The organism is Streptomyces sp. VNUA24 (assembly GCF_029167005.1).
Classification (GTDB): Bacteria; Actinomycetota; Actinomycetes; order Streptomycetales; family Streptomycetaceae; genus Streptomyces; species Streptomyces scabiei.
In genome coordinates, this window is record NZ_CP119143.1 from 5,988,861 (window position 1) to 6,003,067 (window position 14,207).

15 protein-coding genes are annotated in these 14,207 nt (G+C 73.9%); 5 read left to right on the forward strand and 10 right to left on the reverse strand.

Translation table 11 applies throughout. The annotated features are described in order from the left end of the window. Positions 1-256: 256 nt before the first annotated feature. Positions 257-436 carry a hypothetical protein gene (locus PYR72_RS25565; RefSeq protein WP_059083869.1) on the reverse strand — a complete coding sequence of 60 codons (180 nt, stop codon included), beginning with the start codon at positions 434-436 and terminating at the stop codon, positions 257-259. Positions 437-903: 467 nt separating this feature from the next. Between PYR72_RS25565 and upp the strand changes: the two genes are divergently transcribed. Continuing rightward, entirely contained in the window at positions 904-1,539 is a 636-nt protein-coding gene (gene upp / locus PYR72_RS25570; RefSeq protein ID WP_059083870.1) for a uracil phosphoribosyltransferase, read from the forward strand. A gap of 67 nt (positions 1,540-1,606) precedes the next feature. Here the strand turns inward: upp and PYR72_RS25575 are convergent, their stop codons facing one another. From PYR72_RS25575 to PYR72_RS25600, 6 genes are all read right to left on the reverse strand, one after another. Continuing rightward, positions 1,607-2,251 carry a LytR C-terminal domain-containing protein gene (locus PYR72_RS25575; RefSeq protein ID WP_275460513.1) on the reverse strand — a complete coding sequence of 215 codons (645 nt, stop codon included), beginning with the start codon at positions 2,249-2,251 and terminating at the stop codon, positions 1,607-1,609. Between the two features lie 153 nt (positions 2,252-2,404). Further along, positions 2,405-2,701, reverse strand: coding sequence for a type II toxin-antitoxin system VapB family antitoxin (locus PYR72_RS25580; RefSeq protein WP_003999914.1), 297 nt, complete (start codon positions 2,699-2,701; stop codon positions 2,405-2,407). Between the two features lie 225 nt (positions 2,702-2,926). Further along, on the reverse strand, positions 2,927-3,121 hold the full coding sequence (locus tag PYR72_RS25585) for a hypothetical protein (protein ID WP_275457483.1): 195 nt from the start codon (positions 3,119-3,121) through the stop codon (positions 2,927-2,929). A gap of 74 nt (positions 3,122-3,195) precedes the next feature. Further along, a complete protein-coding gene (locus PYR72_RS25590; RefSeq protein ID WP_275457484.1) occupies positions 3,196-3,465 on the reverse strand; it encodes a hypothetical protein in 270 nt (89 codons plus the stop codon). Positions 3,466-4,279: 814 nt separating this feature from the next. Next, positions 4,280-4,873, reverse strand: a complete 594-nt coding sequence (locus PYR72_RS25595; RefSeq protein WP_275457485.1) for an HhH-GPD-type base excision DNA repair protein — start codon at positions 4,871-4,873, stop codon at positions 4,280-4,282. Between the two features lie 68 nt (positions 4,874-4,941). Then, entirely contained in the window at positions 4,942-5,688 is a 747-nt protein-coding gene (locus PYR72_RS25600) for a siderophore-interacting protein (RefSeq protein ID WP_275457486.1), read from the reverse strand. Between the two features lie 94 nt (positions 5,689-5,782). Here PYR72_RS25600 and PYR72_RS25605 point away from each other — a divergent pair, with 94 nt between their 5' ends. From PYR72_RS25605 to PYR72_RS25620, 4 genes are all read left to right on the forward strand, one after another. Further along, positions 5,783-8,128: a penicillin acylase family protein gene (locus PYR72_RS25605; RefSeq protein ID WP_275457487.1), complete on the forward strand. Its 2,346-nt coding sequence runs from the start codon at positions 5,783-5,785 to the stop codon at positions 8,126-8,128. After that, positions 8,125-8,736, forward strand: coding sequence for a GNAT family N-acetyltransferase (locus PYR72_RS25610; protein ID WP_275457488.1), 612 nt, complete (start codon positions 8,125-8,127; stop codon positions 8,734-8,736). Before PYR72_RS25605 ends, PYR72_RS25610 begins: the two co-directional genes overlap by 4 nt. 92 nt (positions 8,737-8,828) lie before the next feature. Continuing rightward, complete coding sequence (locus PYR72_RS25615) at positions 8,829-9,362, forward strand: cupin domain-containing protein (RefSeq protein ID WP_275457489.1); 534 nt, start codon at positions 8,829-8,831, stop codon at positions 9,360-9,362. 125 nt (positions 9,363-9,487) lie between these two features. Beyond that, positions 9,488-11,512: a copper resistance protein CopC gene (locus PYR72_RS25620; RefSeq protein ID WP_275457490.1), complete on the forward strand. Its 2,025-nt coding sequence runs from the start codon at positions 9,488-9,490 to the stop codon at positions 11,510-11,512. 72 nt (positions 11,513-11,584) lie between these two features. Here the strand turns inward: PYR72_RS25620 and PYR72_RS25625 are convergent, their stop codons facing one another. From PYR72_RS25625 to PYR72_RS25635, 3 genes are all read right to left on the reverse strand, one after another. After that, positions 11,585-12,049, reverse strand: a complete 465-nt coding sequence (locus tag PYR72_RS25625) for a GNAT family N-acetyltransferase (RefSeq protein ID WP_275457491.1) — start codon at positions 12,047-12,049, stop codon at positions 11,585-11,587. Between the two features lie 79 nt (positions 12,050-12,128). Further along, positions 12,129-12,995, reverse strand: a complete 867-nt coding sequence (locus PYR72_RS25630) for a DUF72 domain-containing protein (RefSeq protein WP_275457492.1) — start codon at positions 12,993-12,995, stop codon at positions 12,129-12,131. A 90-nt stretch (positions 12,996-13,085) separates the two neighbouring features. Then, complete coding sequence (locus PYR72_RS25635; protein ID WP_275457493.1) at positions 13,086-14,063, reverse strand: TauD/TfdA family dioxygenase; 978 nt, start codon at positions 14,061-14,063, stop codon at positions 13,086-13,088. Positions 14,064-14,207: the final 144 nt, after the last annotated feature.

Here is a 14,207-nt window from a genome sequence, read left to right on the forward strand (position 1 = left end):
CGTGGCAGAAACAGAGCGCTCAGGGGACGTCTTCGGCTCCCTGTGTCCGGCTGTTTTGATCGCCGGTGGGTCCGCCGTTCACCTGCGCACCTGTTGCCGCCACCAGCGGATCGTACGCGGAGTTCCCGGCAGCATATGCACGGCCACCCCGTGAACGCCCCCACATACCCCACGAACCCGGCACATGGCCCTCACGGCGAGGGGACGAGGGGGAAGGGGACGGGGAGGGAGAGGCGCGGAGAGGGCCGGTGTCAGGTCACCAGCGGAAGGTGCGCATACGCATGGCGTGGCGGAGCCGGGCGGCCTTGGCGCGGCGCGGCTGGACCCGGTCGCGCAGCTCCCGTGCCTCGGTCAGCTCCCGCAGGAACTGTGCCCGCCGCCGCCGGCGCGCGGCCTCGTTCTCCCGCCCGCTTCCCTGCGCCGCCCCGTCCGCCATGCCTGCCACCTCTTCGGCCCCTCGCACCGCCACCCGCACCCCTTCCACGGCTTCGTCCACGGCTTGATCCACGGCTTGATCCACGGCTTCGTCGACGGACCTGTCCGCGGCTTCGTCCTCGGTCACCCGAGCCGCGCCTCCGGTTCCGCGCGCCGTCCCGACCGCCGGGGGTCCCGTCCGCCCGGCGCTCCGCGGCGCTCGACGGTTCCGTCGTTCCGCTCTGTCGGCCGTACCGGTCGCGCCGCGGGTCGTCCGCCCCGGCGGACGTGGGGAAACGTTGTTCGGGTCTGGCATGGGCTCACCACCGTCAGGCGTCGGTCGTTCCGTCGCCGCTCCGTTCATCCCACTTTCCCTACGATGGCGGGTTTGATGCCATCGGAAGAAGCTCGGAGGAAGCTCGGAGGAAGCGGTGGGTGGGGGACGGTGAGGGGGCGCTCGGGGTTGTTGCCCCGGTTACTGTTGTGGACATGCGTCTCCACGTCGTCGACCACCCTCTGGTCGCCCACAAGCTCACCACGCTGCGCGACCGGCGCACCGACTCCCCGACCTTCCGTCGCCTCGCCGACGAACTGGTCACCCTGCTCGCCTACGAGGCCACGCGGGACGTGCGCACCGAGCTGGTCGACATCACGACGCCGGTCGCCGCGACCACGGGCGTCAAGCTCTCCCACCCGCGCCCGCTCGTCGTGCCCATCCTCCGGGCGGGCCTCGGCATGCTCGACGGCATGGTCCGGCTGCTGCCGACCGCCGAGGTGGGTTTCCTGGGCATGATCCGCAACGAGGAGACGCTCGAGGCCTCCACGTACGCCACCCGCATGCCGGAGGACCTGTCCGGGCGTCAGGTGTACGTCCTCGACCCCATGCTCGCCACCGGCGGCACCCTGGTCGCCGCGATCCGCGAGCTGATCGCGCGCGGCGCCGACGACGTGACCGCCGTGGTGCTCCTCGCCGCCCCCGAGGGTGTCGAGGTCATGGAGCGGGAACTGGCCGGCTCACCGGTGACGGTCGTGACCGCCGCCGTCGACGAGCGCCTGAACGAGCACGGCTACATCGTGCCGGGCCTGGGAGACGCGGGCGACCGGCTCTACGGCGCCGCCGAGTAGGTCCCCGGACTCGTACGTCAGCGGTCTCGTACGTTCAGCGGTCTCGTACGTTCAGCGGTCTCGTACGTCAGCAGGGTTTCGCGGCGGAGGGCGTCGGCTCGGGTCTGGTCAGATCGGCCAGGGCCTTGTCGGCGTCCTTCTGCTTGCTGAGGGCCTTGAAGCCGGTGCCGATGACGAGGTCGACCTCGGTGGCCTTCTTCCGGGCGTCGGTCTTCAGCCGCGCGCCGGTGAGCTGGGTGTTGAGTACGGGGAGCGCCGCGCTCTCGGCGGCCTTCGCGCCGAGCAGTATCGCGGTCCCCTTGACCTTCTTGTCGTACTCCTCGGTCGCGTTGCCCACGTTCCCGATGCGGAAGCCGCGCTTCTTCAGGGCGGCGGCGGTCTCCTTGGCGAGACCGGCACGGGGGGTGGCGTTGAGGACGTTGACGGTGATCCTGCCGGGTGCGGGATAGCCCTTCGCGGGTGCCGCCGGCTTCCCGGCCGACCCGCTCTTCTTCGGGGACGGGCTCACCCGGGACGCGCAGTCCGCCTTGGGGCCGGCCGCGGCGGCCTGGTCCCCGTCGCCGGTGAAGACGTCGATGAGCTGCAGGGTTCCCCAGCCGGCGAGGCCCAGCGCGGTCACGGACGCGACGACCGCGAGGACCAGCCTGCGACGCCTCCTGGGCCGGCGCAGCTTCGGGTACTTGTCCCCCGTGATCCGGTACTGGCCGCCCATGCCGGGAGGCGTCAGCATGCTCATGGGCGCAGCGTAGTGCCGTTGGACGGCGATGCCTACTAGATGATCATTCACCGCGCTGCAGTCCAACCCGAAAGGGCCAACCGGCCACCTGTTCGGGGGCAGGAGGCGGACGGCAGGGGGTGGTGCGGGCTAGTCCAGTTCGAGGACGCGGGCGTGGAGCACCTGGCGTTGCTGGAGGGCCGCGCGGACGGCGCGGTGGAGGCCGTCCTCCAGGTACAGATCGCCCTGCCACTTCACCACGTGCGCGAAGAGGTCGCCGTAGAACGTGGAGTCCTCGGCGAGGAGGGTCTCCAGGTCCAGCTGCCCCTTGGTCGTCACGAGCTGATCGAGGCGGACCGGGCGCGGTGCGACGTCCGCCCACTGCCGGGTGCTTTCCCGGCCGTGGTCGGGGTACGGCCGGCCGTTTCCGATGCGCTTGAAGATCACACGGAAAGCCTACCGGTCGAGACGTTCCGGGCGCAGCCATGGCGGCGGAGTGTGAGCGCGGAAAAGGATGAGCGAAGTGGGGCAAAGCGGTGATTCCGTGGGGGCTGGGGACGGTCGTCGGTGCCCGGCGTGGGTCTTTCGCGGAAGGCGTGGGTCCGGGGCGGGGGGCGGCGAACGCCCCGGGGCCGGCGGCTCCGGGGCGTTCGCGGTGGGGGTGCGACGGGGTCAGCCGACGGCCCGGCGGTGTGCGGGGTCCGGGTCCGTGACGGGGATCTGACGGTCCGCGGGGGATTGCTCACCCGTCCGTTCTCCGGTCCGTTCTCCGGTCCGTTCGAGGGGCCGGGGGGTCGGCTCGGGGGTGCTGCGCAGGGCCTCGGCCCGGAGGAGGGCGCGGAGGACCGTGTAGGGGTCAGCGGGCATGGGGGTGTCCGTCCTGTCCTGTGCTGTGGCTGGTTCAGCGGTGCTGAGGTGGTGGTCGGGTGAGCGGGGCTCTCTCAGCAGCGCAGGACCACGGAGCGCAGGGGGTGCGGGGCGTACGGGGGGTGGGGCGACGGCGAGGCGGGGGCGGGCCGGGGGCTGTGGTGGTGGCCGGGTGCGGCCGGCGCCGGCCGGAGCGGTGGCGCGGGGCGTGAGGCGGGGCGGGCGGCGCTTTCGAGGGGGTCGTACTCGGCGGCCGGGAGCTCGCTCGCCAGGGCGGGCGCGAGCGAGGGGACGCCGGCGGCCGGGGTGGCGGGGACGAGCAGGGCGACGGTCAGGGCGAGCACCCGCAGCCAGGCTCCACGCCGGGCTCTCTTCCTCGCTCGGGCACGGAGGGCTTCCGTGAGGGTGGGGTGCACGAGGGAGGGATTCCCGGGGGAAGGGCGGGCGCACCGGGTGGGACGGGGGATCCGCTCGCTCGGCGTACGGGCATACGGGCAGGGGTGCGGGGGTGTCCGGGCGTGCGGGCGCACACGTGTGGGGGTCAGGGCGTGCGGACATACGCCCGCGGAGCGTCCGACGTGCGGGCAGGCGCCCGCGGGGCGCCCCCACGCGCATGCCCGCACGGATACGTGGGCGTGCGACTGTGGCCGGGTGTGAGGGGGCTGGCGGGCCGGCGGGGGTCTGCGGCCTCCGGCGTAGGGGCAGGCGTCTGCGGGGCGTTCGGCGTGTGGGTATGCGTCTGCGGGGCGTCGGGTGTGCGGGCAGGTGCCCGTGGGGTGTCCGGCGTGCGGCAGGTGCTCGTGGGGTGGCCGGGATGCGCGGGCGTGCGCGTGGCCGGGTGCGTGCGGGGGCCGGCAGCGGTGTGCGGCCTCCGGCGTGCGGGTAGGGGTGTCCGGCCTCCGGCGTGTGGGCATGCGTCCGCGGGGCGTCCGGCGTGCGGGCAGGGGTGTGTGGCGTCCGGCGTGTGGGCATGCGTCCGCGGGGCGTCGGGCGTTCGGGCAGGTGCCCGTGGGGTGTCCGGCGTGCGGTAGGTGCCCGTGGACGGGTGCGTGAGGGGGGCCGGGCCGTGCCCGGAGTGGGCCGGGCCGTGCCCGGAGTGGGCCGGGCCGTGCTCGGAGTGGGCCGGGCCGTGCTCGGAGTGGGGCGGTGGCGGTGTGGTTAGGTGCCGGAGGACTTCGCCGCCTTGGCCGCCGCCTTCATCTCCTGTTTGTGGGCGCGGACCTTGGCCAGGGAGTCGGGTCCCTTGATGTCCGCCACGGAGCGGAAGGAGTCGGGGTCGCCGTAGGAGCCGGCGGCTTCGCGCCAGCCGGTGGGGTGGACGCCGAGCTGTTTGCCGAGGAGGGCCAGGAAGATCTGCGCCTTCTGCCGGCCGAAGCCGGGGAGGGCTTCGAGGCGGGAGAGGAGTTCCCCGCCGGTCGCCGCGTCCCGCCAGACCGCGCTCGCGTCGCCGTCGTAGTGGTCGACGAGGTACTGGCACAGCTGCTGGATCCGCTTGGCCATGGAGCCGGGGTAGCGGTGTACCGCCGGTTTGGCCGACAGCAGCGCGACGAACGACTCCGGGTCGGCCGCCGCGATCTCATGGGCGTCCAGGTCGTCCGCGTCGAGCCGCCGGGCGATGGTCCACGGGCCCTTGAACGCCCACTCCATCGGCACCTGCTGGTCCAGCAGCATGCCGACCAGCGCGGCGAGCGGACTGCGCCCGAGGAGCTCGTCCGCCTCGGGGTCCTGGGCGAGGTGAAGGGTCACGTTCATGCCCCGATGATCGCCCGCCGGAAGGCCCGCCGCAGCCCGGCCCCGGGCGGACGAGGACACCGCTCCCCCTACGGACGCCAGTAGCCCAGGGCGTGGATCCGCTGCTTCGGTACGCCCAGCTCCTTGCGGAAGTACGCCGTCAGGGCGCGGGTCGTCGTGGTGTCGCAGGCGATCCAGACGTACGGCGCGGGGGTGTCCGCCAGGAGGGCGGGGGCCTCGGCCCGGACCTGGGCGAGGAGACGGGCGCCGGCGTCCTCGCGAGGCACCGGGCGGAAGTCGTGGCGGCCGGGATCGAGGCGGACGGGGAGTCCGCCCGCGTCGGGGGCCGGCTCCCCGAACTCCTTCGCCATCTCGAACCAGATCGTCGCCGGGGCCGACGGGAGCGCGCGGAGGAGGGAGTTGACGGCCGGGAGGGAGGCCGGGTCGCCGATGGCGAGGATGCGGGAGGGGGCGGGGTCGGGGTCGGTGAAGGCGGTGCCCTGGACCGTGGCCTCGATGGTGTCGCCGGGCTCGGCCGTGCGGGCCCAGTCGGCGGCACGGCCGTCGTGGAGGGCGAACTCCAGGCTGAAGGTGCCGGCGGCCGGGTCGGGGTCGACCAGGGTGTACGCCCGCTGGTGCGGTTTGCCGGCGGCCTCGAACCACAGGCGTACCCACATCGTGGGGTGGACCCCGGTCACCGCGAGCATGCCGCCGTCGGTGAGGTGGACCCGGCGGTAGTGCTCGGTGACCTGTTCCGCACCGGTGACCGTGAGGACGAAGTCCTTCCCGCGGAGCAGTTTGAGGACCGCCCCCTCCCAACCGTGCCCCTGCCCCATGGCTTCTGCACCCTTCGCGTACGCTTTGATCACCGATGATTAGGTGAGGCTAACCTAAACATGCACAGGGTGGGAGATCGGGAGAGTGCGGAACATGCGGGACGGCGGCGGACAGGAGCCTGTCCGAGAGAACGTGGTGAGCCAGGGATCCCCGGAATCCCGGGAATCGGCCGGCGAGCCCTACGGGACGTACCGCGACGCCTGGGGCATCCCGCATCTCCGCGCCGCCGGCGTCCGCGCCCTCGCCCACGCCCAGGGCCGGGTCACCGCTCTCGACCGCGCCTGGCAGCTGGAGGTCGAACGCCACCGCGTCCAGGGCACCTCGGCCGCCTTCCTCGGCGCCGGGTCCCTCGGCTGGGACCTGTTCGCGAGACGGGCCCGGCTCGCCGACACGGCCCGAAGATGCTTCGACCGGCTGGAGAGAACGGACCCGGAGACCGCCGACTGGGTCCGGGCGTACGTCGAGGGCGTGAACGACGGGCTGGCCGAGGGCGGGCGGCGCGCGCCCGAGTTCGGGCGCGCCGGGCTCACGCCCGGGCGCTGGGAGGTCTGGCACCCGCTCGGCGTGTGGCTCGCCACGCACATCCTGTTCGCCGGGTTCCCCGCCAAGCTGTGGCGGGAGGAGGCCGTACGGCATCTCGGTGCCGACGCGGTCGGGCTCTTCGCCACCGACGGCCCCGCCACCTCCGGCAGCAACGGGTGGCTCGTCGACGGCTCCCGTACGGCCACCGGGCAGGCCGTCATCGCCGGGGACCCGCACCGGTTCATCGAGGAACCCGGCGTCTACCAGCAGATCCACCTCTCCTGCCCGGAGTTCGACGTGGTCGGCCTCGCCGTCCCCGGCCTGCCCGGCATCGCCCACTTCGGCCACACCGGCGACGTGGCCTGGGCCATCACCAACGCCATGGCCGACTACCAGGACCTGTACCGGGAGCGGCTCCGGCGCGCGAACGGGAGCGGGGACGAGGGCGGGAACGGGAGCGGGGACGAGGGCGGCGGCGAGGGTGGTGTGGAGGCTCTCGATCCCGACGGGGTGTGGCGGCCCGCGCACCGGCATGTGGAGGTCGTCGAGGTCGCGGGCGGGGAGCCCGTGGAGGTGGAGGTGATCGAGACCGCCCGGGGGCCGGTCGTCGCCGGCGGCCCGGATTCCGGTGCCTCCGACACGGTGGGTCCCCTCGCTCTGCGCTGTCCGCCGCGGGTCACCGGGGACCTCGGGCTGAGCGCGCTGCTTCCCCTCCTCCGGGCGCGGGTGGTCGCCGATGTGGACCGGGCCTTCGACGCGTGGGCCGAGCCGGTGAACGTCGTGCTGGCGGCGGACACGCGGGGCGGGGTGCTGCACCGGGTGGCGGGGCGGGTGCCGCTGCGGAGCCGGGACAACCGGACCCGCCTGGTCGCGGCCTGGGAGCCGGGGCACGAGTGGCGGGGGTGGCACGAGATGCCGTACGGCACGGTCGAGGACGGTGTGGCGGTGATGGCCAACCAGCGCGGGCCGGCGACCCCGCTGGGCGTGGAGTTCGCGCCGCCGCACCGAGCCGACCGCATCCGCGCGCTGCTGGACCGGAAGCGGGTGTGGTCCGCCGCGGAGATGCCCGCGCTCCACATGGACACCCATCTGTCCTCCGCCGGGCCCCTGCTGGACCGTCTGGCCGCCCACGGCTCGCCGAGGGCGGCCACCGGGAACACCGCCGTGGGGCTTTCCCCGGCCGCCGCCGCGCTCCGTGACCGGCTCCTGCGCTGGGACCGGCGGATGGAGGCGGACAGCGTCGACGCGGCGGCGTACGCGGCGTTGCGCACAGCGGTCGTACGGCGGCTCGCGGCGGAGCCCGCGTTCGCGGCGCTCGCGGTGCCGCCGGCGTACCCCGAGGTCTTCCGGCCGTGGCTGTCGCTCACCGTCAGGATCGGGTTCGCGCTCGAACATCTGCTCAGGGCGGAGGAGTTGTACGGGATCGACCGGGACGCGGTGGTGCGGCAGGCGCTGGAGGAGGCCGCGGGCGGGACGGCCGGGCGCTGGGGCGACGGCCACCGGCTCGTGCCGTGGCGCGCGCTCCCGGACGAGGGCCCCGGCGACGGCCCGGACGGCGGCCTGGACGGCGGCCCGGACGACGGACCGGACGCTTCCGACGGGCCGGGGCTCGCCGGGGACCACGACTGCGTCCTGTGCACCAGTGCCGTCCCCGGCATCACCGACCTCAGCGCGCGCGGCCCCGCCGCCCGCTACGTCTGGGACCTGGCCCGGCGCGAGGACAGCCTCTGGGTGGTGCCGTTCGGGGCGTCCGGCGTGAGCGGCTCGGCCCACCACCGTGACCAGCTCCCGCTGTGGCTCGGGGGAGAACTGGTCCCGGTCGTCACCGACTGGGACTGCCTCACCCGGGAGGACGGGGACGGCGCGGCACCGGACAACGACAGGCGCGGAACGGGACAGCGAGGAGAGACACGATGAGCGGCGAGGCGTACGGCGACCGGGTGGCCGTGCACGAACAGGTGGTCGACGGCTTCGGGACCGTGCGGCTCCTGCCGCTGGACGCGAAGGCCGACGCCGGGGTGGTCCACGGCTGGGTGAGTGAGCCGAGGGCCGAGTTCTGGGGCATGAACGGGCTCACGGAGCAGCAGGTCCGGGAGGTGTACGAGGGGCTGGAGGCGTTCGACACCCACCATGCCTACCTCGCCGTGCTCGACGGCGAGCCGGTCGGGCTGCTGCAGACGTACGAGCCGGAGGCCGACCGGGTCGGCGAGTGCTACGAGGTCGAGCCCGGGGACATCGGCGTCCATGTGCTGCTGGCGCCCGCCGGGGAGGGCGGAGGGCGGCCGGGGTGGTCGTCCTCGGTGCTGGCGGTCTTCGCGTCGTACGTGCTGGTCGGGCTGGACCGGCCACGGGTCGTCGTCGATCCGGACGAGCGCAACGAGCGGGCGATCGCGCGGTTCGCCCGGCAGGGGTTCGAGCGTGGGCCGGTCGTCGTCCTGCCGGAGGTCGACCTGCCGGAGGTGTATCTGCCCGAGAAGCGGGCCCGGCTGGCGTTCCTGCGGAGGGAGAGCGTGCTCGGCCGGTAGGCGCGAGGGGCGGCGCTCCGAGCGGTGTGTTCCCGGCCGAGGGGAGGCCGACGGCAGGCCAAGGGGGAGGCCGGCGGCGTAGCCTCGGTCGGATGACTCCCGAAGACCTCATCGCGCACTACGCGTTGCAGCCCATCCCGCGTGAGGGCGGCCGTTTCCGGCAGACGTGGGCGGGGCCCGAGCGGGACGACGGGCGGCCGGAGGGAACCGCGATCGTCGCCCTGCTCACCACCGAACCCGGCGACTACTCCGCGCTGCACCGGCTGCCCGGCGACGAGATCTGGCACTACCACCTCGGCGACCCGCTCCGGATGCTGCTCCTCGCCCCGGACGGCTCCTCCCGGGTCGTCGTCCTCGGGCCGCGGGTGCTCGACGGGCAGCACGTGCAGTACGTCGTGCCCGCGGGGACCTGGATGGGGGCGAGGGTCCTCGACGGCGACGGCGACGGCGACGGCGACGGCGACGGCGACGGAGGCGGAGGCGGGGGCGGCGAGGGCTGGACGTTGTTCGGGTGCACGATGGCGCCGGGCTTCACCTTCGAGGGGTACGAGCACGGCGACGCGGCGGAGCTGGCGCTGCTGTACCCGGACCGGGCCGCCGAGATCGGGGAGCTGGGGCGGGCGTAGGTCGAGGGCGGTCGGCGGCCCGGGGACGGGCCGGGCCGGTGCGGATCGCGTTGAACGCGGCGTTCGTGGCGTCCGTACCTGTTCGAGGAGTCCGACAGCCGGCGACCGTGGATCCGGAGCACTACGTGGACCGACGCAGGTACAGCGACACCGTCGAGGACGGGGTCGGCAGGAGCGGCAGGGGCACAGCCCGGTCCGTGGACCGAAGAGGCCGCCCGGGCCGCGGGGTGCGACGCCTCGTGCTGCTGGGCACCGCGCTGATCCTGTTCCTCCTCGCGGGCGCGGGCAACGCGTCCGCGCACGCCGCCCTCAAGGGGAGCGATCCTGCCGACGGCAGCGTCCTCGACGTCGCCCCCAAGGACATCACCCTCCGCTTCACCGAGTCCGTGAGCCTCCTCCAGGACTCCATCCGCGTCGTAGACCCGGAGAACCGGGCGGTCGACACGGGCAAACCGGGGCGCGCGGGCGGCCGGTCGGACACGGCCAGCGTCACCCTGCCCACCGGCCTCGACGACGGCACGTACACGATCGCGTGGCGAGTGGTGTCGGCCGACAGCCACCCCATCTCGGGTGCCCTGCTCTTCTCGGTCGGCGAGCCCTCCGCGACCACCGCGGTCCTCCCCGCCGACCTCACCGAGGACCCCCTCACCTCCTCCCTCTACGACATCACCCGCTACTTCGCGTACGGCGCCCTCGCCCTGCTCATCGGTGTGGCCTTCTTCCTCGCGGTCGTGCTCGGGGGGCCGAGCGAGGCGCTGCGCAGGCTGCTTCCGGCCGGCTGGCTGGCCCTGCTGCTCGCCTCGGCGGTCCTGCTGCTGCTCCGCGGACCGTACGAGCGAGGTACCGGCGTCGGGGCCGCCCTCGACCTCTCCGTGCTGCGCGAGACCCTGGTGAGCCGGCCGGGACTCGCCCTGCTGGCCCGGCTGGTGCTGCTCGCGGCGGGGGCCCTCCTGCTCGTGCGCGTACGCCGGCGGGGGAACGTCTGGGGCAGGGGCGCGCTGGCCGGCGGTGCGCTGCTGTCCGTGGGACTCGCCGGGACCTGGGCGGCCGCGGAGCACGCCTCCGCCGGTATCCAGGTGCCGGTCGCGATGACCTCCTCGGTGCTGCACCTGCTCGCCATGGCCGTCTGGCTGGGCGGGCTGACCGCGCTGCTCACGGTGCTGTACCGGGCGCCCGAGACGCTGTCGGCCGCCGTGGTCAACCGTTTCTCCAGGCTCGCCTTCGCCTCGGTGGTCGTCCTCGTCGTCACCGGCGTCTACCAGTCCTGGCGCGGCCTGGGCTCCTGGTCGGCCTTCACGTCCACGGCGTACGGGGAGGTGCTGGTCGCCAAGCTGGTGGCGGTGCTGCTCCTGCTGGTGGCGGCGGCGTTCTCACGACGCTGGACGGGGCGGCTGGGGGAGGTTCCGGCGGAGGGTCGGGCGGAGGTTCCCGAGCCGGTGAACGCGGTGAACGCCGGGGACCGGGGCGCGGTCACCGAGCCGGCGGCGGTGGCGGTGGCGACGCGCGTGTCCGAGCGCGTCGGAGCCGCCGGTGGCGCGGGTTCTGACGCCGGCGAGGTTTCGGGCGGTGGCGCCGATGTGCCCTCGGGCGGGGCCGACGGCGACACACCGTCCCTCGACCACGCAGGGCCGTCGGCCGAGGAATCCCCGGCCGTGGACGCGCCGCGCCAGCGTCTTCGGCAGTCCGTGCTCGCGGAGTTCACCGTCGCGGTCGTCGTGCTGGTGATCACGACCGTGCTGACGGGCACCCTCCCGGGCCGGGCGGCGGCGGAGATCGCGAAGGAGAGCGCGAACGAGGCGGCCGGTGGGGTCACGGCCTCCTCGACGACGATCCCCTTCGACGTGGGCACCCCGAACGGGCACGGCAAGGTCCAGATCGACCTCGGCCCGGGGCGCGTCGGCAAGAACTCCGTGCAGGCGGTCGTCTTCGGCCCCGACGGCGGTATCGCCACCGTCCCCGAACTGCGGCTCACCTTCACCCTCAAGGCCCAGAAGATCGGCCCGATCGACGCGAAGATCACCGACCGCGGCGGCTACTGGGTCACCGACGAGCTCCAGCTCCCCCTGCCGGGCAAGTGGACGATGAGGCTCACGGTCCGTACCACGGAGATCGACCAGGTCACCGTGGAGAAGTCGGTCCGGGTGAGCTAGCGCGACCACCTCGACCACCTAGCTCGACCACTCACCTCGACCCCCTACCTCGACCACCGATGGGCAACGCCTCTATCGCTCCGCGGGGCGCCACACGTACCGGACATCCGGCTCGCGTTCCTCGTTGCGGTGCCCGTCGGTGGTCTCGGCGGCGACGAAGCCGTGCCGCTCGTAGAAGCGACGAGCCGGCACATTGACCTGGAAGGTCCACAGCGCCAACCCGGACGGGCGGCGCTGCTTCGCCAGGTTCACGAGGCGGCCGCCGATGCCCTGGCCCTGCCAGGCGGGATCGAGATAGAGCTGATCCAGGTCCTCGTCGTCCAGCACCATCATTCCGACCACCGACCCGTCGGCCGTGGCCACCCACGTCTCCTCGCCGGGTACGACCACCTCGCGGAACCAGGCCCGGACCTGGTCGTCCGTGTGCGCCCGGCGCACACCCGGGAGCGCCGTCGCGAAGGAACGCAGCCACACATCGGCCACCGCGGCAGCGTCCGAGGCGACCGCGCGTCGGACCTCCACCTTGCTGATCTCCACAGCGACGCATGCTCGCAGCCGCACGATGAGGCCGCATCCGCTTTCTCTCGAACGCCCGTGCTGACTCCGGACGCGGGGCTCATCCGGTGTCGAGTATCCGCCGCATCGTCTCCGCCGCGCGTACCGCCGCGTCGGCACAGCAGTTGTTGAACAGGACGTGCAGCTCGTCGACCCGTGCGGCCGCGGACCGCAACCGGGGTGCCCAGGCGGCGAGTTCGGCCGTGGAGCAGGAGTACCGGAACCGGTCCTCCTTGCTGCCGGTGCCCCAGGCGGGGCTGCGGCCGTGGAACCGTACGACGGCCAGCTCGGGCGAGGTGACGGGGACGAGCGGCGGCAGGGAGGTGTCCAGGCCCTGGGCCATGTCGACTCCCACGGCGACCAGACCGAGCCGGGACAGCGACTCCGCGGTGCGGCCGGCCTGGTCGCCCCGCCACCACGCGGGGTGCCGGAACTCGACCGAGACGGGCCGGCCGGCCGTACGCCCCGCGCACTCCTCCAGCAGCTCCTGCGCCCGCCGCCCCGGCGCGAACCACGGCGGGAACTGGAACAGCACCGCGCCCAGCCGCCCGGCCGCCCGCAACGGTTCGACGGCGTCGGCGAACCGCTCCCAGACCCGGTCCCGCAGGGCGGGCGTGCCCCGGCGCGGCTCCGGTCCGAGTAATTCCCGGAGATCCTCGGGGAGGGCCGCCGGGCGGGTCGGGTGGCCGGTGAGGAGGGAGAACGCCTTGACGTCGAAGCGGAAGGCGGGGGGTGTCCGCTCGGCCCACAGGAGGCTGTTGCGGCGGCTGGGCAGCGCGTAGTAGCTGGAGTCCACCTCGACGACCGGGAACCGCTCGGCGTAGTAACGGAGTCGGGGTCCGGCCTCACGGTGCCCGCGCGGGTACCAGCCGCTGGCCAGCAGCGCCCGGTCCGTCCACGAGCAGGTCCCGACGAGGATGTCACCCATGGGGTGCCGGTTACCCGGAATCGGCGACCTGGCCACCCGCCCCGCGTCACCGGTGCCCGCCTTCGCGGGTGCCCGACTTCGCCGGGGCCGCTACTCGCCCCGCTCGTGCAGCGGCCCGCCGCAGAGCGGCTTCGAGGGTGTGCCGTCGACGCCGACGGGCCGGTCCCCGGCGATCATCACGCGGTGCATGATGCGCGGGAAGTCCAGGTGGGCGGCATCGCTCGGGGCCAGATGGACGGTGGCCCGGTTGTCCCACAGGGCCACGGAACCCGGCTCCCAGCGGAAGCGGACCGTGTACTCGGGACGCGTGATCTGCTCGACGAACATCTCCAGCAGGAGCCGGCTCTCGGCCCGGCTGACGTCGACGATGTGCTCGACGTAGTACGGGTTGACGTACAGGATCCGTTCGCCGGTCTCGGGGTGGACGCGGACGACCGGGTGCACGGACGCGACCTGGTGGTCCTGGAGGTGGCGGAGGTAGGGGTCGGGGCCGGAGCGGGCGAGATAGCCGACGCCCAGCCGGTGTTCGGCGTGCAGCCCGTCGGCGAACCGGCGCACCGGCTCCGACAGGCCCGCGTAGGCGGTGGCGAGGTTGGCCCAGGTCGTGTCGCCGCCGTACGGGGGCACGCGCTCGGCGCGGAGCAGGGTCAGGGCGGGCGGGTCGATGCGTGCGGTGTGGTCGGCGTGCCAGCCGCGGAGGGTGGAGTGGCGGCGGCGCTCCAGCCACTCGGCCTGGTCCATCCCGTGCTTGCGGCCCAGCTCCTGACGGTCGGCCGTCGTCTCGATCTCGGGGAACGCGGCCGGGGAGACCGAGCCCCGCGCCCGCAGCCGGACCGGTTCGCCGAGGCGGCGCGCGAACGCGATCTGGCCGGCGTGGTCCAGCCGCTGCCCCCGGAAGAACACCACCTTCCAGCGCAGCAGCGCGGCCCGGATCCCGGCGACCGTGGTGTCGTCGAGCGGGTCGGCGAGGTCCACGCCGTGGATGTCGGCGCCGATGTGCCCGGAGGCGGGGCGCACGTCGAGGGTGTCCTCCGGTCCCCCGGAGGACGTGTCCGTGTCGATGCCCATCGCTCGCTCGCCCTTCGACGCAGGTCGTAGGCCCGGTCTTCCCCCGGGAGCGCCCGTGCATGCGGTGCGGCCGGGAAAGTGTCCTGATCGGACGGCTGCCGAGCCGCGCGACGAACGCGACCGCCAAGTGGGTCCGCCGCCGGT

Bases quoted from the DNA above. Each gene is read 5' to 3' on its own strand.
- PYR72_RS25565 (WP_059083869.1), bottom strand. From the start codon at position 436: ATGGCGGACGGGGCGGCGCAGGGAAGCGGGCGGGAGAACGAGGCCGCG.
- upp (WP_059083870.1), top strand. From the start codon at position 904: ATGCGTCTCCACGTCGTCGACCACCCTCTGGTCGCCCACAAGCTCACC.
- PYR72_RS25575 (WP_275460513.1), bottom strand. From the start codon at position 2,251: ATGGGCGGCCAGTACCGGATCACGGGGGACAAGTACCCGAAGCTGCGC.
- PYR72_RS25585 (WP_275457483.1), bottom strand. From the start codon at position 3,121: ATGCCCGCTGACCCCTACACGGTCCTCCGCGCCCTCCTCCGGGCCGAG.
- PYR72_RS25595 (WP_275457485.1), bottom strand. From the start codon at position 4,873: ATGAACGTGACCCTTCACCTCGCCCAGGACCCCGAGGCGGACGAGCTC.
- PYR72_RS25600 (WP_275457486.1), bottom strand. From the start codon at position 5,688: ATGGGGCAGGGGCACGGTTGGGAGGGGGCGGTCCTCAAACTGCTCCGC.
- PYR72_RS25605 (WP_275457487.1), top strand. From the start codon at position 5,783: ATGCGGGACGGCGGCGGACAGGAGCCTGTCCGAGAGAACGTGGTGAGC.
- PYR72_RS25610 (WP_275457488.1), top strand. From the start codon at position 8,125: ATGAGCGGCGAGGCGTACGGCGACCGGGTGGCCGTGCACGAACAGGTG.
- PYR72_RS25615 (WP_275457489.1), top strand. From the start codon at position 8,829: ATGACTCCCGAAGACCTCATCGCGCACTACGCGTTGCAGCCCATCCCG.
- PYR72_RS25630 (WP_275457492.1), bottom strand. From the start codon at position 12,995: ATGGGTGACATCCTCGTCGGGACCTGCTCGTGGACGGACCGGGCGCTG.
- PYR72_RS25635 (WP_275457493.1), bottom strand. From the start codon at position 14,063: ATGGGCATCGACACGGACACGTCCTCCGGGGGACCGGAGGACACCCTC.